At 72.1% G+C, this 18,938-nt stretch carries 20 protein-coding genes; 8 read left to right on the plus strand and 12 right to left on the minus strand.

Annotation, left to right across the window (positions count from 1 at the left end; translation table 11 throughout):
- The first annotated feature begins 83 nt into the window (after nucleotides 1-83).
- Nucleotides 84-833 (plus strand): response regulator transcription factor, encoded by a 750-nt coding sequence (locus tag ACYVF4_RS12315; protein ID WP_460723196.1) that lies wholly within the window; start codon nucleotides 84-86, stop codon nucleotides 831-833.
- Here ACYVF4_RS12315 and ACYVF4_RS12320 read toward each other — a convergent pair.
- Together ACYVF4_RS12320 and ACYVF4_RS12325 are read right to left on the minus strand one after the other, a co-directional pair.
- Entirely contained in the window at nucleotides 812-2,008 is a 1,197-nt protein-coding gene (locus ACYVF4_RS12320; RefSeq protein ID WP_460723198.1) for a hypothetical protein, read from the minus strand. The two genes, ACYVF4_RS12315 and ACYVF4_RS12320, sit on opposite strands and share 22 nt — an antisense overlap.
- On the minus strand, nucleotides 2,005-3,723 hold the full coding sequence (locus ACYVF4_RS12325) for a sensor histidine kinase (RefSeq protein ID WP_460723200.1): 1,719 nt from the start codon (nucleotides 3,721-3,723) through the stop codon (nucleotides 2,005-2,007). Before ACYVF4_RS12325 ends, ACYVF4_RS12320 begins: the two co-directional genes overlap by 4 nt.
- Nucleotides 3,724-3,772: 49 nt before the next feature.
- On the opposite strand from ACYVF4_RS12325, the gene ACYVF4_RS12330 reads away from it, so the two are divergent.
- A complete protein-coding gene (locus tag ACYVF4_RS12330; RefSeq protein ID WP_460723202.1) occupies nucleotides 3,773-4,375 on the plus strand; it encodes a DUF4126 domain-containing protein in 603 nt (200 codons plus the stop codon).
- Here the strand turns inward: ACYVF4_RS12330 and ACYVF4_RS12335 are convergent.
- The 4 genes from ACYVF4_RS12335 to ACYVF4_RS12350 form a co-directional block, all read right to left on the minus strand.
- Nucleotides 4,347-4,907, minus strand: coding sequence for a GIY-YIG nuclease family protein (locus ACYVF4_RS12335; protein ID WP_460723204.1), 561 nt, complete (start codon nucleotides 4,905-4,907; stop codon nucleotides 4,347-4,349). The genes ACYVF4_RS12330 and ACYVF4_RS12335 overlap by 29 nt on opposite strands.
- Before the next feature lie 85 nt (nucleotides 4,908-4,992).
- A complete protein-coding gene (gene rpsA, locus ACYVF4_RS12340) occupies nucleotides 4,993-6,438 on the minus strand; it encodes a 30S ribosomal protein S1 (RefSeq protein WP_460723206.1) in 1,446 nt (481 codons plus the stop codon).
- Nucleotides 6,439-6,677: 239 nt separating this feature from the next.
- Nucleotides 6,678-7,328, minus strand: coding sequence for an SDR family oxidoreductase (locus ACYVF4_RS12345; protein ID WP_460723208.1), 651 nt, complete (start codon nucleotides 7,326-7,328; stop codon nucleotides 6,678-6,680).
- 37 nt (nucleotides 7,329-7,365) lie between these two features.
- Nucleotides 7,366-7,863, minus strand: a complete 498-nt coding sequence (locus ACYVF4_RS12350) for a DUF427 domain-containing protein (protein ID WP_460723210.1) — start codon at nucleotides 7,861-7,863, stop codon at nucleotides 7,366-7,368.
- An 86-nt stretch (nucleotides 7,864-7,949) separates the two neighbouring features.
- On the opposite strand from ACYVF4_RS12350, the gene ACYVF4_RS12355 reads away from it, so the two are divergent.
- Genes ACYVF4_RS12355 through ACYVF4_RS12365 form a run of 3 tightly spaced genes read left to right on the plus strand, consistent with a single transcriptional unit; the run spans nucleotide 7,950 to nucleotide 10,507 of the window.
- Entirely contained in the window at nucleotides 7,950-8,693 is a 744-nt protein-coding gene (locus tag ACYVF4_RS12355) for an LON peptidase substrate-binding domain-containing protein (protein WP_460723212.1), read from the plus strand.
- A gap of 57 nt (nucleotides 8,694-8,750) precedes the next feature.
- Complete coding sequence (locus ACYVF4_RS12360; RefSeq protein WP_460723214.1) at nucleotides 8,751-10,343, plus strand: sodium-dependent transporter; 1,593 nt, start codon at nucleotides 8,751-8,753, stop codon at nucleotides 10,341-10,343.
- Nucleotides 10,340-10,507, plus strand: a complete 168-nt coding sequence (locus ACYVF4_RS12365) for a methionine/alanine import family NSS transporter small subunit (protein ID WP_460723216.1) — start codon at nucleotides 10,340-10,342, stop codon at nucleotides 10,505-10,507. The genes ACYVF4_RS12360 and ACYVF4_RS12365 overlap by 4 nt, the downstream gene beginning before the upstream one ends.
- A gap of 18 nt (nucleotides 10,508-10,525) precedes the next feature.
- Here the strand turns inward: ACYVF4_RS12365 and ACYVF4_RS12370 are convergent, their stop codons facing one another.
- Nucleotides 10,526-10,930: a YchJ family protein gene (locus tag ACYVF4_RS12370; RefSeq protein ID WP_460723218.1), complete on the minus strand. Its 405-nt coding sequence runs from the start codon at nucleotides 10,928-10,930 to the stop codon at nucleotides 10,526-10,528.
- Nucleotides 10,931-11,430: 500 nt separating this feature from the next.
- Between ACYVF4_RS12370 and ACYVF4_RS12375 the strand changes: the two genes are divergently transcribed.
- Both ACYVF4_RS12375 and ACYVF4_RS12380 read left to right on the plus strand, forming a co-directional pair.
- Complete coding sequence (locus tag ACYVF4_RS12375; RefSeq protein WP_460723220.1) at nucleotides 11,431-11,961, plus strand: hypothetical protein; 531 nt, start codon at nucleotides 11,431-11,433, stop codon at nucleotides 11,959-11,961.
- Nucleotides 11,952-12,728, plus strand: coding sequence for a hypothetical protein (locus ACYVF4_RS12380; protein WP_460723222.1), 777 nt, complete (start codon nucleotides 11,952-11,954; stop codon nucleotides 12,726-12,728). The genes ACYVF4_RS12375 and ACYVF4_RS12380 overlap by 10 nt, the downstream gene beginning before the upstream one ends.
- Here the strand turns inward: ACYVF4_RS12380 and ACYVF4_RS12385 are convergent.
- The 5 genes from ACYVF4_RS12385 to ACYVF4_RS12405 form a co-directional block, all read right to left on the minus strand.
- Nucleotides 12,647-14,029 (minus strand): DUF6716 putative glycosyltransferase, encoded by a 1,383-nt coding sequence (locus ACYVF4_RS12385; protein ID WP_460723224.1) that lies wholly within the window; start codon nucleotides 14,027-14,029, stop codon nucleotides 12,647-12,649. The genes ACYVF4_RS12380 and ACYVF4_RS12385 overlap by 82 nt on opposite strands.
- The gene (locus ACYVF4_RS12390) at nucleotides 14,026-14,898 is read right to left on the minus strand and encodes an N-acetylneuraminate synthase family protein (protein WP_460723226.1); all 873 of its coding nucleotides are present in this window, start codon (nucleotides 14,896-14,898) and stop codon (nucleotides 14,026-14,028) included. Before ACYVF4_RS12390 ends, ACYVF4_RS12385 begins: the two co-directional genes overlap by 4 nt.
- Nucleotides 14,895-16,091, minus strand: a complete 1,197-nt coding sequence (locus tag ACYVF4_RS12395; protein ID WP_460723228.1) for a cytidylyltransferase domain-containing protein — start codon at nucleotides 16,089-16,091, stop codon at nucleotides 14,895-14,897. The genes ACYVF4_RS12390 and ACYVF4_RS12395 overlap by 4 nt, the downstream gene beginning before the upstream one ends.
- Complete coding sequence (locus tag ACYVF4_RS12400) at nucleotides 16,088-17,011, minus strand: hypothetical protein (RefSeq protein ID WP_460723230.1); 924 nt, start codon at nucleotides 17,009-17,011, stop codon at nucleotides 16,088-16,090. Before ACYVF4_RS12400 ends, ACYVF4_RS12395 begins: the two co-directional genes overlap by 4 nt.
- Nucleotides 17,012-17,152: 141 nt before the next feature.
- Entirely contained in the window at nucleotides 17,153-17,932 is a 780-nt protein-coding gene (locus ACYVF4_RS12405) for an isocitrate lyase/PEP mutase family protein (RefSeq protein ID WP_460723232.1), read from the minus strand.
- Nucleotides 17,933-18,014: 82 nt separating this feature from the next.
- On the opposite strand from ACYVF4_RS12405, the gene ACYVF4_RS12410 reads away from it, so the two are divergent.
- Entirely contained in the window at nucleotides 18,015-18,938 is a 924-nt protein-coding gene (locus ACYVF4_RS12410) for a 5'-3' exonuclease (protein ID WP_460723234.1), read from the plus strand.

Below are 18,938 nucleotides of genomic sequence, written 5' to 3' on the forward strand. Positions count from 1 at the left end.
GTCCGTTCGAGGCGGCGTTCTGGGATATCCTGACCGACATCCACGCCCCGGCGCTCGATGCGCCGGCTTCGGGGGGTGCATCGGTGGAGGAAACACGTGTCGCCGTCGTCATCGAGGACGAGTCCGACATCAGGTCATTGCTGTCCGCTGTGCTCTCGCAGGCGGGCTTCACGGTGCACGGCGCGCCCGATGGCGAGGCCGGGCTGGAGCTCGTGCGCACGCATCAGCCGCTGGTGACGACGCTCGACGTCAACATGCCCGGCATGGACGGCTTCGAGACGGCCAAGCGGATCCGGCTGCTCAGCTCCACGTACATCGTGATGCTCAGCGCCCGCACCGAAGAGATCGACGCACTGCAGGGCCTGGAGGCGGGGGCGGACGACTACATCGCCAAGCCCTTCCGGCCGCGTGAGCTGCGCGCGCGGATCGACGCGATGCTGCGCCGCCCGCGCCATCACGCCGCCGTTCCGGCCGCGGCTCCTGAGCCGCAGCCCGAGCCGGCCGAGGGAGGCTGGATCGAGCACCGAGAGCTGCGGGTCAATCCGCAGATGCGCATCGCCACGGTGGAGGGCAAGGACCTGGAGCTGACCAGAAGCGAGTTCGACATCCTCGTCGACCTGCTCACGTCGGGACGCCGAGTGCGGGCGAAGTCGGAGCTCGCGCTCATGCTGCGCGGCGAGACCTTCACCGGCGCCGAGTACGTCAGCGACAGTGACGCGCGGGCGATCGAGGTGCACGTGGCGAACCTGCGCCGCAAGCTCGGCGAGTCGCCGGCGACGCCGCGCTGGATCGAGACGGTGCGGGGAGTCGGCTATCGCCTGACCGCGGCCTGATCGTCGCCGTCGCGGCGCTCCGCGAACAGCACGGACGCCTCGACGTTGGACGCGGATGTCGCCGCCGCCGCGCGAGCGTCGGCGATCAGGCGCTCCGGATCCCATCCCGACACCGCGGTCAGGGCGATGCCGACGCCGAGGACGGGGATCACCCCGCCGGCGACCGCGCCCAGATCCTCGAAGAGCCCCCGGTAGATCTCGGCGCCCTTCATGCCCGCCTGGGCGTCCGAAGAGACGAGCCCGGCGACGAGCAGCCGGGCAGGTCCGTCATCCCCGACGAGGGCATCCGACGGGGCATGCCGCCGCACCCCCGCGCGCCACGTCTCGGTCACCGCACGCGCCACCTCGCTGCCGAACGCCGTCGAGATCTCGTCGAGATCCTCGATGCGCACCGCCGTCACCGCGACCGACTCGCGCTTGGCCGCCGCCCGCTCCACGAGGCCCGCCAGGCCCCGGCGGAAGACATCGGCCGCGACGATCCCGTCCACGCTGCGCCCCGCAGGGGTCAGCCGCAGGTGCCCGCGCATGGGTGCCCGCCCCGCGCGCAGCACCGAGGCGACGACGACCGCGACGATGGTCAGGACGACGGTCAGGAACGCGGTCGGGACCGTGCCGAACGCCTCGCGGAACAGCGCGCTGTCCGGTCCGGAAGTGAGGAACGCCGTCGTCCGCGACACGTAGTACAGCGACTGGAGCCCGAGCACCGCGCCGAGCACCCACGCCGACCGGGAATCCCGCAGCGCCCCGCGCCCGCACTCGACCGCGCCGGCGGCGGCGAAGACGACGAGGGCCGCGAACATCCACTCCGCCCCGGCCCACGGGTCGCCGCTCGGGCCCTCGATCGCCGCGGCGACCGCTGCCGCCAGGACGCCCGCGACGACGACGGCCGAGGCCACCGGCATCCGCCTGTCGTTGAATCGGCGGCACCCCAGCCACATGCACCCCGTCGCCCCCACGAAGGCGGCGTTGCCGACCGCGATGGCGTACCAGGCGCCCGGCGTCTGGATCCACACGAGGTAGGACAGCGTCGTCAGCATGCCGGCGAGGAACGCGAGCGTCCACACCCGGCCCGCCCCCTCGTCCCGGCGCAGCAGCGTCTCCACCACGAACACGATGCCCGAGACGTTGACCACGACCGCGGCCATGGTCATGATGCTGAACAGGTCGAACATCATGCGTCGTCCTCCTCTCGAGGGGACGGGGCGTCGCCCGTCATGACCCGCTCCCACGGCAGGGCCGGCAGCTTGACGATGAAGGTGGAGCCCACGCCGACCGTGCTGTGCAGCGCGATCTCACCGCCGTGCGCCCGCACGAGGTCGCGGGTGATGGCGAGCCCCAGTCCGGTGCCCGTGCCGGCGCGCGCACCGGCCCGGTAGTAGCGCTGGAACAGCCTCGCACGATCGGACTCGCTGATCCCCGGCCCGGTGTCGCGCACGAGCACCCATGTCGAGGTCCCGTCGCTCGTGGTGCCCAGGTGCACGGTGCCGCCGTGACGGTTGTAGGAGATGGCGTTGGCCAGCAGGTTGTCCACGACCTGGCGCAGCCGCAGCGGGTCGGCGCGGACGGGCGCGGGCTCGAGGCCGGTCACGTCGATCGTGACGGACCGCGATCGCGCGCGCGGCAGCGCCGCCTCGGCGGCTTCGCGGACGACGTCGGCCGCATCGAGGTCCTGCGGGGTGAGTGAGGCCTCGATCGTCGTGGACGACGAGCTGGATGCCGCCATGATGCCCGCGACGATCCCGAGCAGCCGTTCAGCGTTGCGCTCGGCGACGTCGAGGTCGGCCCGCACGGCATCCGGCACGTCGGGGTGCTCGATCGCGAGGTCGAGGTACCCCAGGATCGACGTGAGGGGCGTGCGCAGCTCGTGCGACACCGAGGCGACGAGGTCGTCGCGGGCGCGGAGCGCCGACAGCTCGGCGGTGACGTCGCGCGAGACCAGCACGGCGCCGGCATCCGTGCCGTCGGGGGCGGTCAGGCGGCGCGCCGTGAGCGACAGCGCCTGACGGGCGTCGCCCGGCTCGCCGAACCACACCACGACGTCGTCGAACGCCTCGCCGCCCAGCGCCCTCGCCAGCGGCGTCTCGTCGGGCGGCAGCGGCGTGACCCCGTCGTCGCGGAACATCGGGATGGCGGCGTCCTCGTCGTCCCACCGGGCGATCATCTGCAGCCTCGCGTGGGCCTCGTTGGTGACGGCGACCTCTCCCCCGGGCCCGATCCGCACGACACCGAAGTCCACCGCGTCCAGCACCTCGGTCAGCTCCTGCTCCTGCCGCCGGGTCCGCTCCAGCACGCGGCTGAGGAGCACGGACTGCTTGGCCAGCAGGATGCGCTGCGCCTCGGTGCGGCGGGCGTTGAGGTAGCTGGTGGCGGCTCCGGCGAACAGCACGAGGGGCAGCAGGAACGTCGAGAAGGTCACCTCGCTCTCGCCGACGGGGAGCAGGATCGCGATGATCCACGCGATCGCCACGGTGACGGCGAACAGGCCCAGCAGGCCGAACCCGCCCGCCAGCCACGTCGTCGGGAACACCCACAGCAGCCCGAGCGCCGACCCCGGCGCCGACATCTGCAGCAGCGCCACGGCGACGAGGTCGATCGCGGGGATCACCGCGACCCAGCCGAACGGCAGGCGGTTCCACGGCACCACCAGGGTCGCGCCGGTGAGGACGAAGATCAGCACGACGCCCGAGAAGAACAGCACCGGGTCCCCGCCGAAGGGGGCGACGGCCACGAGCACCGCCAGCACGAACACCACCGCCGCCAGCAGCAGCTGGTTGAGGGTCGCCGCACGCTCACGCGTGCTGTCGGCGAACTGGCGGCTGATCCACAGACCACGCACGCCCGCCGCGGCCGGATCGCGGCCCGGGGGCGCGTCGGCGGGCGTGGAGCTCATACCGTGACGCTAACGGATGCCGGCCCCCTGCCCCCCTTAGAGTGGGGGCGTGCTCGAATTCCTGGCGGGGACCGGACTGGCCGCGGCCGCGGGCCTGAACGCGTGGATGCCGCTGTTCGTCCTGGGACTGGCCGACCGCCTGCTGCCGGCCGTGGAGCTGCCCGCCGCGTGGGCGTGGGTCTCCAGCGACATCGCGCTGTGGATCACCGGCATCCTGCTGCTGGTCGAGATCGTGGCCGACAAGGTGCCCGCCGTCGATTCGATCAACGACGTCATCCAGACGGTGATCCGGCCCGCGGCCGGCGGCGTCGTCTTCGGGGCCGGCTCGAGCGCCCAGACCGTTCAGCTGAACGACCCGGCGAGCTTCTTCGCCGACAACGCGTGGGTCCCGATCGTCGTCGGGGTCCTCATCGCGCTGGCCGTCCACGGGGTCAAGGCGGTCGTGCGGCCCGCCGCGAACGTCGCCACGGCGGGCGTCGCCGCCCCCGTGGTCAGCACCGCCGAGGACGTCATGTCCTTCTCGCTGGCGGCGCTGGCGATCTTCTTCCCCCTGCTGGTCGTGCTCGTCCTCGCCGTCCTCGTCGTCGCGGCCGTCGCCCTGCTGCGGCGCCGCCGGCGCACGGTCAGCCGCGGAGCGCCAGAGCCTCGCTGACCCAGCGCGCGTGCAGCTGCCACGGATCGGGCTGGCCGGCGGCGACGACGTCGATGTGCGCGCGCAGCGCGTCCGACAGCCGGAACCACTCCGTGCGCGGCCAGCGGTCGTCGGCGAACTGCGCGTGCCGGCGGCGCTCGAGCCGGCGGTCGCCGCGCTCGAACGCCAGCAGCTCGTCGTGGCGGATGACGGCGAGGCGGGATGCCGGGCGGGCGCTCGTGCCGATCTTCACCCGGTCGGCGTAGCGCAGGTAGTAGACGACGTCGACGCGCGGCGACGGCAGCTCTCCGTCGACGGTGTCGCCGTGGCGCCACTCGCACACCCCGCACAGCCAGCCGGAGCGGTAGCGCACCCCCCAGCGACTGCCGCACAGGCGGCAGGGGGCGGGCAGGACGTCGGTCACGCCGTGCGCCTGGTCGACCCACTCGGCGGTCGCGCCGAGGTGCGCCGCGCAGAGCGGCACCGGCGCGTCCGGGGGCACCGGGCCCCGGCATCCGTCATCGCCCACGAGGCACGCGCGTTCGAGCGTCACGCTCGCACGGTACCCGCCGGCTGCGACATCCCCGGGAACGCGGAACGGGCCGCCACCCGAAGGTGACGGCCCGTTCCGGCGTGGATCAGCGACCCGAGAGCTTCTCGCGGAGCGCCGCGAGAGCCTCGTCGTCGGCGAGGGTGCCGACGGGGCTGCTGTCCGAGGTGAAGGACGGGGCGGCCTCTTCGGGCGCGTTGGCCTCGGCCTCCATGGCCTTGAGGACAGCGGCCTTGTGGGCCTCCCAGCGAGCCTGGGCGGCAGCGTACTCCTGCTCCCACTTCTCGCGCTGCTCGTCGAAGCCTTCCTTCCACTGGTTGGTCTCGGGGTCGAAGCCCTCGGGGTACTTGTACTCCCCGTTCTCGTCGTACTCCGTGACCATGCCGTAGAGGGCCGGGTCGAACTCGGCGCCGTAGGGGTCGACCGACTCGTTGGCCTGCTTCAGCGACAGCGAGATGCGGCGACGCTCGAGGTCGATGTCGATGATCTTGACGAAGACCTCTTCGCCGACCGACACGACCTGCTCGGCGAGCTCGACGTGCTTGCCCGACAGCTCCGAGATGTGCACGAGGCCCTCGATGCCGTCGGCGACGCGGACGAACGCACCGAAGGGGACGAGCTTGGTGACCTTGCCCGGCGCGATCTGGCCGATCGCGTGCGTGCGGGCGAAGACCTGCCACGGGTCCTCCTGGGTGGCCTTCAGCGACAGCGAGACGCGCTCGCGGTCCAGGTCCACCTCGAGGATCTCGACGGTGACCTCCTGGCCGACCTCGACGACCTCGGACGCGTGCTCGATGTGCTTCCACGACAGCTCCGACACGTGGACGAGACCGTCGACGCCGCCGAGGTCGACGAACGCACCGAAGTTGACGATCGACGAGACGGTGCCCTTGCGGACCTGGCCCTTGTGCAGGTTGTTGAGGAAGTTCGAGCGCGACTCCGACTGGGTCTGCTCCAGCAGCGCGCGGCGCGAGAGCACCACGTTGTTGCGATTCTTGTCCAACTCGAGGATCTTGGCCTCGAGCTCCTGGCCGAGGTACGGGGTGAGGTCGCGGACGCGGCGCAGCTCGATGAGCGAGGCGGGGAGGAACCCGCGCAGGCCGATGTCGACGATGAGGCCACCCTTGACGACCTCGATGACGGTGCCGGTGACGACACCGTCGTTCTCCTTGATCTTCTCGACGTCGCCCCAGGCGCGCTCGTACTGGGCGCGCTTCTTGGACAGGATCAGGCGGCCTTCCTTGTCCTCCTTCTGGAGGACCAGGGCCTCGACCTCGTCGCCGACCTTGACGACCTCGTTGGGGTCGACGTCGTGCTTGATCGAAAGCTCGCGCGAGGGGATGACGCCCTCGGTCTTGTACCCGACGTCGAGGAGGACCTCGTCGCGGTCGATCTTCACCACGGTGCCCTCGATGAGGTCGCCGTCGTTGAAGAACTTCAGGGTCTTCTCGACCGCGGCCAGGAAGTCCTCAGCAGATCCGATGTCGTTGATGGCGACCTGCTTGGTGGCCGGGGCGGTCGTTGCGGTAGTCATGTAGTGGGTTGTCCTTGTTGGTTGGGTGTCTCGGGCCCCGGCACGCGGTCGTGCCGATTCCGATCGCGGAGCGATGGACGGCACGGATGCAGCCGGAGCGAAGCGGATTGTTCGTGCGATGCCACCCGGGGATCCGGCGTGAACCGGCGTCCAGGCGTGGCGGTATGGCCACACGGGTGACGGTCCAGGGTAGCACGCCTGGGCGACGCTCCGCGGGGTGTGCGAGAGGTGTGCGCGGGTCAGCGTCCCGAGCGCACGGCTTCGGCGATGGGGGTCGTGCCGGCACCGAACCTGAGCGTACGTCCGACGGATGCCGGTTCGGCCAGGGCGGCCGCGACCACGGCGGCGACGTCGGCGCGCGAAACCTCGCCGCGGCCGGACGGGTCGACCTCGATCGCCCCCGTCGGCTCGTCCAGGGTCAGCGTCCCCGGCGCCAGCACCGTCCACTCCAGGTCGCCGGCCCGCAGGTGCTCGTCCGCCGCCCACTTCGCGTCGGCGTACGGGAAGAACGCATCGCCCTCGGGGACGCCGTGATCGGCGCGCGAGCCGAGCCACGACACCATGACGTAGCGCCGGACGCCGGCGGCGGACGCGGCATCCATCGTCTTGATCGCCGCATCGCGGTCCACCGCGTAGGTGCGGCGCGGGTCTCCCCCGCCGGCGCCGGCCGACCACACGACCGCGTCGTTGCCGGCGACGAGGTTCGTCAGCTGTTCCCGGTCCAGCGTCTCGACGTCGGCGACCACCGGGGTGGCGCCCGTGGCCGCCACGTCGGCCTCGTGGGCGGCGTTGCGGATCACCGAGGTGACGGTGTGGCCCTGAGCGACCAGCAGCGGGGCGGCCCGCAGGGCGACCTTGCCGTGTCCGCCGAAGATCATGATGCGCGCCATGGCACGTCCTCTCGTCCGGCCCGCGGTGCGGGCGCTCTCACCAGCCCATCGATCCGGGGCCGCCCTTGAACGGGCCGGCGACCCGCGAGGTGATCCAGCCGCCGTAGAACCCGCCGGGCTGCGGGGTCACCGTCTCGCCGTCGACGGTGCAGGCGTCCATCGGCCGCGGATACACCGCGACGCGGTCCGCGAGGGATGCGAAACCGGGCGACGGGTCGGGGTAGGTCCACGCGGCGCGCTCGGCGACGTGGTCGCCCGACACGACGTCGAAGTAGCGGGCCGCGCCCTTGAACTCGCAGAACGACGACCCCGCCGCGGGGCGGAGGGACCCCTCGGCGAACGCCGAGCGCGGCACGTAGTAGACCGGCGGGTGGCTCGTCTCGAGCACCCGCACCACGTCGTCGGTGTCGACGATGCGCCGGCCGCCGAAATCGATGGTCACCCGCGAGGGGACCTGCTCCGCCCGCGGCGGGCGCGGGTAGTCCCACACCGACTCCTGACCGGGGGCGACGGGATCGGGGGATGGATGCCGCATCCCTCCAATGTATGGGCGCTGCGCGCAGCGGGCTCCGATCCGGCGCAGATCGCCCTCGCGCGCGGAGGCGCTGGTTGACTGGGGACATGACGGCGATCGCGATGTTCCCGCTCGGGGCGGTGCTGCTGCCGCACATGCCGCTACCCCTGCGGATCTTCGAGCAGCGCTACCTCATCATGCTGGGCCGCCTGCTCGAGGAGGACCGGCCGGAGTTCGGGGTCGTCCTCATCGAGCGAGGCTTCGAAGCCGGCGGCGGCGACGAGCGGTTCGCCCTCGGGACGCTCGCCCGCATCACCCACGTCGTGCCGCGCGCGGACGATCTGCAGCTAGTGGCCGTCGGCGGGCGCCGGTTCGAGGTCACGGCGTGGCTCGAGGACGACCCGCACCCGGTCGCCGAGGTTCGCTTCCTGCCGGATCTGGCGTGGAGCGCGGGCCTGGAGGGGCTGCGGGCCGACGCCGAGCGGACGGTCCGGCGGGTCCTCGCGCGGTCGGCGGAGTTCGCCGACACGGTGTGGGATCCCGACATCGAGCTCTCGGACGACCCGATGGAGGCCAGCTGGCAGCTGGCGGGGATCGCGCCCCTCGGCCCCATGGATCAGCTGCGGCTGCTGCGCTCGCGCAGCGCGTGGGAGCTGCTGTCGCAGCTCATCGAGCTGACCGAGGCCGCCGAGCCGGGGCTGACCGCACCGGTCGACGCCGACATCGACGCGGAGCTCGAACGGATGCTGGGCGGCGGCGCCCCCGGCACGGACGACGGCGGCGGGGTGGACGGCGGCGGGGCGGACGGCGGCGGGCCCGACGTGGACGGCGACCCACCGCGCGGAGCATAGTCGCGGCCGCCCGCCGCTGGTAGCGTTCGGACCACCTACGGGCGAGGAGGCACCGCGATGAGCGACACCAGCAGGGCAGGGGCGACGGCGAGGCCGCGCGAGCAGTGGACCGGTCAGGTCGGCTTCATCCTCGCCGCCATCGGCTCGGCCGTCGGCCTCGGCAACATCTGGCGGTTCCCCGGGGTGGCCTATGAGAACGGCGGCGGCGCGTTCCTCATCCCCTACCTCGTGGCGCTCATCACCGCCGGCATCCCGATCCTCTTCCTCGACTATGCGATCGGCCACCGCTTCCGCGGCGCCGCCCCCACCGCGTTCCGCCGCCTGGGCGGCAGCCGGGGCCGGTGGCTGGAGTCCCTCGGGTGGTTCCAAGTGGCCATCGCCTTCGTCATCGGCCTCTATTACACGGCCGTCATCGCTTGGGCGCTCAGCTTCTTCGTCTTCTCCTTCGACCTGCGCTGGGGCGACGATCCCGAGGGCTTCTTCTTCGGCGAGTACCTGCAGAGGGGCGACCCCGGCATCAGCTTCGAGTTCGTCCCCGGCGTCCTGATCCCGCTGGCCCTGGTGTGGCTGGCCGCGATCGTCGTGCTCGCCCTCGGCGTCGCGAAGGGCCTGCAGCGCGTCAACGTCGTCTTCCTGCCGCTGCTTGTCGTGGCGTTCCTGATCCTCGTGGTCCGCGCCCTCTTCCTCGACGGCGCCGCCGACGGCCTCAACGCCCTGTTCACGCCGGACTGGGCAGCGCTGGCCGACCCGAACGTGTGGATCGCGGCGTACAGCCAGATCTTCTTCTCGCTGTCGATCGCCTTCGGCATCATGATCACCTACGCGTCGTACCGCCGCCGCCGCTCGAACCTCACGGGGCCGGGTCTCGTGGTCGCCTTCGCGAACTCGTCGTTCGAGATCCTCGCCGGCATCGGCGTGTTCGCGACCCTCGGGTTCCTGGCGTTCCAGCAGGGCGTCGCCGTCGGCGAGCTCGGCGGGATCGCCGGCGTGGGGCTGTCGTTCATCACCTTCCCCGCGATCGTGGCCCAGATGCCCGGTGGGCCGCTGTTCGGCATCCTGTTCTTCGGCTCACTGGTGATGGCGGGCTTCACGTCGCTGATCTCGGTGCTGCAGGTGGTCTCGGCCGCCATCCAGGAGAAGTTCGGCCTGTCGCCTCGCTCCGCGGCACTGTGGCTCGGCATCATCTCGGCGGTGCTGTCGATCTCGCTCTTCTCGACGACCACCGGCATCCTGGCCCTGGACGTCACCGACAACTGGGCGAACAACATCGGCATCGTCCTGTCGGCCATCGTCATGACCGTGCTGGTCGTGTGGGTGTTCCGCCGCGGCGACGAGCTGCGCGCCCACCTGAACGCGGTGTCGACGTTCCGGGTCGGCCGCGTGTGGGTGCTGCTGGTGGGCCTCCTCGCCCCGATCGTCCTCGGCTACATGCTGATCGCGCGCATCATCACCCTGATCGTCGACGGCTACGGCGGCATGCCGGGCTGGTACCTGGGTCTCTTCGGCTGGGGAACGGTGGCCTTCCTCATCGTCGCCGCCGTGGTGATGTGGCTCATCCCCTGGCGGCGCACGCCCGATGACCTGTCGGAGTGGCCCGCGTACGACCACCTCGCGACATCGTCCCGCCGCGGAGAGGAGCGTTCGTCATGACCGGCGTCGCCATCGCCTTCCTGATCCTCGCGATCGTCGTCGTGTGGGGCGGTCTCATCGCCAGCGCGATGTACCTGCGTCGCCGTCCCGAGGTCGCCGACTACCCGCCGGGCGGCGTCGACGACCACCGCGAGGACATCGCCCCCATCGAGCACGACACCTGAGCGGATGCCGGCGGGCGGTCAGTCCGACACGACGCCGTCGAGGTACCACCAGCGGTCGCTCTGCCGGACGAACCGGCTGCGCTCGTGCAGGTTGCCGCTGTGACCGCGCTCGCGCCAGCCGGCACGGAACTCGACGATGCCGCGCTTGTCGTCCGGGCCTCCCTGGACGGTGTCGAGGATCTCGAGCCCCGTCCACCGCAGCGCGCGGTCGAGGTCGACCGCCTCGGGCGCCGTCCCCGGATGCCACGTCGCCATGAGGTGCGCGGCATCCCCGACGACGAACGCCGTGTAGCGGGAGCGCATCAGCTGCAGCGCCGTCTGCGCGGGCTCGCCCGCGAGGACCGGCCCGCAGCACGCACCGAAGGACTCGCCGCTCCCGCAGGGGCAGCGGCTCTCACCGCTCACCTCGACGAAGCTCGCCATCCGGCACCTCCGATGCCGACAGTAGGGTGCGGGAGCGCGCCCCGCCGCGACCGCTCCGGCGTTTCGGCCCGGAGTGTCGCGGGGTGACGCTGTTCGCGGTCTCCCGCGCCGATGACGGCACCCTGTGGTGCGGCGGCCGTCCTGGGTTGACGGCATCCGTCACTACGAGCGCCGGTAACCGCAGATGGCGTCAACCTGTCGCGGGGTGGCCCGCCGGAGTTGACGGCATCCGTCACCACCGCCGCCGATAACCGCAGACGGGGTCAACCTCGCGGCGGACTTAGGTGGCCGTGCCGCCGCCGGCGTCCGGAGTTGACGGCATCCGTCACCACCGCCGCCGATAACTTCAGATGGCGTCAACCTGTCGCGCTGCGGCCCGCAGGAGTTGACGGCATCCGTCACTACCGCCGCCGATGACGACGATCAGCGTCAACATGGGCCGGATGCCGCGGGTGTGGATAACCGGAACGACTCCCGCGGCCGGCGGTTACGGTGGTCGGGTGACCGTACGACTGGCCTCGACATTCCTGGCCCTGGGCCTCGCGGCGGCTGCTCTCACCGGGTGCGACGCGGATCCCGCTCCCACGGAGACTCCGCCGCCCTTCGCGACCGAAGAAGAGGCCTTCGCCGCCGCCGAGGCGACCTACCGCGCCTATGTCGACGCGGTCAACTCTGTCGACCTCGCTGATCCAGAGAGTTTCGAGCCAGTGTTCCGTCTATCGACGGATGAACTGAATGCGAACGATCGCCACGGCCTCAGTAAGTATCATGCGGACGGCGTTCGCGTCGAAGGAGAGTCCGTTGTCGTCCTCATTCAGCCTTTGGAATACGAGGACGGTGACGTCACTCTTGGGGCGTGCCTCGATGTCTCACAGATCTCGGTGACTTCTGCCCAGGGGGAATCTCTCGTTGACCCCGACCGAGTCGATGTGCAGTCCTACGAAGTAAGACTCAAGCCAGCCGCGGACAGCGAGACACGCATGAAGATTAGCGGAATCGGGCCGCGAGAAGGCGAACCCACATGTGGCTGAGTGTCACGTTGGTCCTATTTGGAGTCCTCGCGCTCGGCTCGTCGTCCAGCGGCTGCACTGATTTCGGTGGCTGGACGACGACCTGTGAGAACACCGGCACGCAGGTCGACCTGTCCGCCGGAGGCACGGTTCCCGGCACGCCCACCCCGGGCCAGGACCGGCACCGGAATCAGGCTCCCCCGTCCGCGGGCACGACTCCCCCCGCTCCGGGTGCGGGTGTGAGCCAGCCGGAGGACTGCGGTCCGCTCAACCGCTGCGGCGGGTACACCGTGGTGATGATCCCCGACGTCACGGTCGCCGATCTCGCGTCCTTCCGGCCGGCGGCGCCCACGCTCGACGGGGAACCGGCGGGCTTCGGCGTGGTGGGGATGCCGACCAACCTCATCGCCACGGCATCCGTGCAGCAGATGTCGGGCACGCTGCTGGACTGGGACGTCGTCGTCCGGTTCGAGCCCGCGGCCTACGTCTTCGACCACGGCGACGGCACATCGGCGAGGCACACCTCGGGCGGAGCGACGTGGCAGGCGCTCGGTGCCGGCCAGTTCAGCCCGACCGAGACCTCGCACGTCTACCGCGCGCGGGGCGCGTACACGGTCGGCGTAACGGTGCAGTACTCCGCCTCCGTCGACTTCGGCGACGGGCGGTGGCGCCCGGTGCCGGGCTACGTGACGGCGACCGGCGGCGGCTACGACGTCCGCGTGGTCGAGGTGCGGACGGCGCTCGTCGACGAGACGTGCTCCGAGGACCCGTCGGGCCCCGGCTGCTGACCAGCACCAGCAACCGCACCAGCACCAGCACCAGCACCCCCACCGCCGACAACCGCACCCCACCCCCAGCGGCCCCGTACCCGCCGCAGCGCGAGCACCGCACCCCGGGCCGGCTCGCCGACGAGCAACGCCACCCGGCCGATCATCGACCGGTCCTCGCGGCCCAGCACGCGCTTGCGCTCCCACGCGTCGCGCAGCCGTCCGCCGGCGCCGGGTCGGGGCGCCCTCGCCGGCAGCAGGCCCGCGCGGCGCTCGCCGACGAGCGCGGTGAGGACATCGACCCAGTCGTCGAAGACCTCTTCGTGGAAGTAGTTCTCGCGCAGCCAGTCGGTGTCGGGATGCCGGAACCATCGGGCGACGACGTCGCCCTCTCCCCCGTACAGCCCGCTGCCCTCGAACACGCGGTTGAGGAGCTCGTCCGAGACCCCGAACGAGTCCAGCGCGATCACGGGCACGCCGCGCGCGATGGCCTCGATCGCGCTCGTCGAGCTCACGGTCACGAGACCTTCGGCGCGGTCGAGCGCGCGCGCCATCGGCTCGTACGAGATGACGAGGTTCGCCGGGGCTCCTCCGGCCGCATCGATGAGGGCAGGGTACGGATGCAGCTCCTCATGCGTCTCGCGTTCGCCGGTCTGCGCGCGCAGCTTCAGCACGACCCGGCGGGTCGGGTTCGCCTCGGCCGCGCGGATCAGCATCCGGGCGATGGTCTCGCGCTCGGCGCGCTCCCGGGGGACGATCGCCTGCGCCGCGAACACCAGGTCGGTCGCCCCCGGCGAGCGGTGGCCGATCCTCTTCGCGGCAAACGGCAGGCGGGACAGTGCGAACCGGTGCGGGATGCCGACCCGCCGGGTGAGCTCGCCGAACTCCTCGATCTCGCGCTGCGAGTGCAGGATGAACAGGTCGCACTGGGCTCGGTAGATCACGGCGGCGCGGCGGGCGGGCAGCGAGATCCCGGGCAGGCCCGTCACGATGATGGGCCTCGGCGACACCGCCGCGACGACCTTCGCCAGCACACGCACGAGGGGTCCGCGCGCGCCGAGGACGACGGCATCCGGCCGGTGCCGTTCGAGCCACGCGCGCAGGTCGTCCAGCGCGACCCGGTGCACGACGTCGGCGGTCAGGCCGCTGCCGGCGAGGGCCTTGGCCTGCTGCGCCTCGCTGACGGTCAGCGGGGTCGTGACGAGCACGAGAGCCGCATCTGCGTCGGGGACCGACCCGACGAGGGCTGCCGCCCACTTGACGTACGAGTCGCTGTCGGCGATCGCGACGAGCCCTACGGCCGCCGGCCCGGCATCGGTCACGCCGGAACCCGGCGGAGCTTGGCCATGGGCGCCAGCTCACCGGGGAAGACGCGCTTGACGCCGTCACCCATCGCCGCCTCGACGATGCGGATGTCGCGCACGAGGTGCGCCAGACCCGTGGGCTCCAGCGACGCGGCGTGGTCCGAGCCCCACATCGTGCGGTCCAGGGTGATGTGACGCTCGACCGCGACCGCGCCGAGGGCAACGGCGGCGAGCGAGATCTGCAGCCCGCGCTCGTGCCCGGAGTAGCCCACGGGCACTCCGGGGTAGCGGTCGCGGAGCATGGGAATGACCCTGAGGTTCGCCTCGCTGGGCTCCATCGGGTAGGTGGAGGTGGCGTGCAAGAGCACGACGCGGTCGGTGCCGAGCACCTGCAGCGCGCGATCGATCTGCTCGACCGTCGACATGCCGGTCGACACGATCAGCGGCTTGCCGGTGTCGCGCAGCGCCTCGAGCAGCTCGACGTCGGTCAGCGAGGCCGAGGCGACCTTGTGCGCGACGACCTGCAGGTCCTCGAGGAAGGCCACGCTCGGCACGTCCCACGGCGAGGCGAACCACTCCAGGCCCCGCAGCAGCGCATGGTCACCGACCTCGATGTACTGGTCGCGGTCGAACTCGACGCGGTGGCGGTACTCGAGGTAGGTCATGGTGCCCCACGGCGTCTCGCGCGGGATGTCCCGCATGTGCTCGGGAGTGCAGATCTCGGGCGTGCGCTTCTGGAACTTCACCGCGTCGGCGCCGGCATCGGCGGCGACGTCGATCAGACGCTTGGCCAGCTCGACGTCGCCGTTGTGGTTGAGGCCGATCTCGGCGATGACGTAGGCGGGACGCCCCCCGCCGACGACGCGGTTTCCGATGGTGACGGTCATGGCTTCTCCGATGCTGCAGGGATGGACGGGACGGATGCCGGCGGCCGGGCGGCCAGCACGCGATCGGCGAGCTCGCGCACGGCGCCCCGGCCGCCGGGCCGGGTGAGCACGACGCGGGCCGCGGCGAGCACGTGGGGGTGGGCGTCGGGCACGGCGACGGGGTAGCCGACCGCCTCGAGGCACCCGAGGTCGTTGACGTCGTTGCCGAGGTAGGCCACGCGCGAGAGCGGCAGGTCGTGCTGCGCCGCCCATTCCCGAAGCGCGGCCCCCTTGTCGGCGAGCCCCTGATGCGCTTCGATGCGGAGCTTGGCCGCACGGGCCGAGACGACCGGGTTGTGCTCGGTCGAGAAGATGGCGACCCGGATGCCGGCACGCCGGAGGGCGGCGATCCCCCAGCCGTCCGAGCGGCTGACGACGACGGACTCGGCGCCGTCCTGGGTGACGGCGGCGGTGTCGTCGGTGTGGACGCCGTCGAAGTCGGTGACGACGGCGTCGACGTCGAGGGGCGGTGGGATGTCGATGAGCGGGGCGAGGGCGCGGGCGACCTCGAGCTCGGCCTCGGTGTCGATCTCGATGGCGGTGCGCTCGGGCACCTCGGCGACGCCGACGCTGCCGAAGAAGCGGTGGCCGCCGGCGCGGAACCCGGCCGCGCGCAGCACGTAGAAGGCGCCGGTCTCGAGGTAGTGCGCCTCGCGGTCCTGGCGGCGGGGCCGGTGGTCGGCGTCGTGGTTGATGGCCGCCGCGGCACCGCCCTGCGACTTCCGCCACAGGAACCCCCACGTCGGAACCGCCGAGAACACGCTGTCGCGCCGCCGCGAGCGGACCGTGCGGATGGCCTCGTCGAGGGCGTCGCTGTCGATGAAGGGCGAGGTCGCCTGCAGGAAGGCGATCACTCCGACGTCGACGCCGCGCGCCTCGAGGACGCCGAGGGCGTGCAGGAGGGCACTCTCGGACCCGGCGGTGTCGCCGGCGAGGGGGGCCGGACGCTCGACCACTTCGGCGCCCCATTCCACCGCGACGGCGGCGATCGCCGGGTCGTCGGTCGAGACGACGATGCGGTCGACGTGGGCGGCGCGGCCGGCGGCGAGGATGGCGCGCGCGACCAGCGGGACGCCGCCCACCCGTCGCAGGTTCTTGCGGTGCACCCCCTTGGATCCGCCGCGTGCCGGGATGATGGCGACCGTCTCGCTCATGCGCGAGCCCCCGAGCGGGAGGGCCGCGTGCCGACGCGGGGTGCGGTGCGGATGACCGAACCGGTTCCGGCGAGCACGTGGGCGAGGGTCGTCGTCGTGCTGGAGGGCTGGGTGTACAGCTCGAGGGCGCGGGCGTGGCCGGCCAGCACCAGCTCGGCCGGCAGGCCCGCGTCGATCACATCGACGCCGTCGATGCGCGCGACCAGATCGAGCTGCGCGCGGGGCTCGCGGCGGTGGGGCAGGTACACGGCGTCACCGGTCTCGACGATGCGCGCCACCCAGTCGAGGTATTCCTCGTGCGGCATGCGTCCGTCGATTGGCCGCGCCGAGCCCAGGATCACCCGGTCCGCGGCGAGCCTGCCGCCGCCCGCGGTCGCTCGCGTCCACTCGAACCGGTGCTCCGCGATCCGGGCGCCGCGGGCGGTGAGTCCGGCGACGCGATCGGGCCCGAGGGGGAAGGCGGTGAACACGTCCGCCCGCTCGCATGCGGCGAGGCGCAGCACGTGGTCCAGGGCGAAGGGCGACACCAGGGTCGACAGCGGGCCCTCGGCGATGCCCGGCCGCCGGTAGGGGCGCCGGCCGAGCAGGGTGTCGGCGAAGGCGACGGCGTTGGCGCCGTCGTCGAGGAACGTCACGCGCGAGGGACGCAGGACGGCGGCAGCGAGGCGGAACTGACCCGAGTACCCGTCGCCGACCAGCCAGTGCCGGTGCTGCGCGAGCAGCGTCCACGGGATGCCGACGAACGGCTCGCAGGCGCCGAAGCGGGCGCCGCGGGCGATCAGCTCGTCAGCCGTCGCGCCCATCTGCGGCGTGAGACGGCCCGCGACGGGCACCGTGCGTCCGTGGGCGTGCGCCCATTCGGCGGCGCCCAGCAGCTGCAGGGGCGACTCCACCCACGCGATGACGTCGTCACGCTGCATCGGCGCCTCCCGGCCTGTCGTGTGTGGCTACACGATGGCCGGTGCGGGTGAACGCGCCGCGTCACGAAAGGCGACCGGGGGGCGACCACCCGGTGAACGGTGGGCGCCGGCATCCCGAGATCGAAGGATGCCGGCGGCGCCTCAGTTCAGCGGACGCATCCAGCCGGGGATCACGCCGTCGCCGTACAGGTCGATGGCGAGGTCCTGCAGGGCGGTGAGGGCGACACGCTGCGTCGTCGGGCCGTACGAGATGCGCGCGACGCCGAGGGCTTCGTACTCCGCCGCGGTGAGGGCACCCGGCACGCCGACGACGCTCAGCTTGCGCTCGCCGAGCCCGTCGACCAGCCGGCGCGTGGTCTCGGCGTCGAGCACCGCGGGCACGAAGACCAGGTCCGCTCCGGCGTCGAGATACGCGCGCCCGCGCTCGACGGCCTCGGCCACGGCGTCGTCCAGCGGCCGGTCGCCGCGTCGCCACAGGGCGTCGGTCCGCGCGTTCAGGACGAAGGGCACGCCTTCGGCGTCGGCGGCTCTGATGACCGCCTCGACCGCGGCGACGGACTCGCCGAACGGGCGCATGCCGTCCTCGACGTTGCCGCCGACGATGCCTTTCGCGATCGCCAGGCGCGTGGTCTCGCCGGGGTCGCCGAACCCGGAGTCCAGGTCGGCGGTCACCGGCAGATCCCCCACGGCGTCGACGATGCGGCCGACCATGTCGAGCATCAGCTCGACGGGGATGCGGTCGCCGTCGCCGTAGCCGAACGTCGCTGCGATGGAGTGCCCGGCGGTGGCGATGGCGCGGGTCTGCTCGAGATCGGCGACGGCGCGGGCCGAGATGACGTCCCAGACGTTCACGACGCGCAGGATCTCAGGGGCGGAGTGGAGTGCGGCGAGCTCCTTCGCTCGCTCGACCAGGGTGCTCACGGGCACACGATACGACAGCCTCCCTCGCCCCCGTCCGTCGATGTCGGCGAATGTCCGTGCCCGGCGTGACAGGATGAGCCCCGTGCCCGACCGCCTCATGCTCCTGGATTCCGCGTCGCTGTACTTCCGCGCGTTCTACGGCGTGCCCGACTCGGTGAGGTCCCCCTCGGGGATGCCGGTCAACGCGGTGCGAGGGTTCCTCGACATCATCGCCAAGCTCGTCACCACCTACCGTCCGACGCACCTGGTGGCCTGCTGGGACGACGACTGGCGCCCGCAGTGGCGCGTGGACCTCATCCCGTCGTACAAGACGCACCGCGTGGCCGACGTCGTCGACGGCGGTCCCGACGTGGAGGTCGTGCCCGACCCGCTCGAGGCTCAGGTGCCGCTCATCCGCGAGGCGCTGGGCACGCTCGGCATCCCGATCGTCGGCGCGGCCGAGCACGAGGCCGACGACGTCATCGGCACCCTCGCCACGCACGCGACGATGCCGGTCGACGTCGTCACGGGCGATCGCGACCTCTTCCAGCTCGTCGACGACGGGCGCGACGTGCGGGTGGTCTACACCGCACGCGGCATGAGCAACCTCGAGGTCGTCACCGACGCCGTCGTGGTGAAGAAGTACGGCGTGCTGCCGTCGCAGTACGCCGACTTCGCCACCCTCCGCGGCGACTCCTCGGACGGGCTGCCGGGCGTCGCGGGCGTCGGCGACAAGACCGCGGCGAGCCTGCTGGCCGCCCACGGCGATCTGCCCGGCATCCTGTCGGCCGCGTCGGCGGGCCACGGCATGTCGGCGGGCGTGCAGGCGAAGATCGCGGCAGCCGGCAGCTACCTCGCCGTCGCACCGAGGGTCGTCGGCGTCGTCCGCGACCTCGACCTCGAGCCGGTGGAGTCGCGGCTCATCCCGCCCGGCGACGACGTCCGCCGGGCGGCGGCCGCGCTCGCCGAGCGCGAGGGCCTCGGCGGCGCGATGGATCGCGTGCTCGCCGCCCTCGACGGGGTGTGA

Source organism: Microbacterium aureliae, from assembly GCF_054780155.1.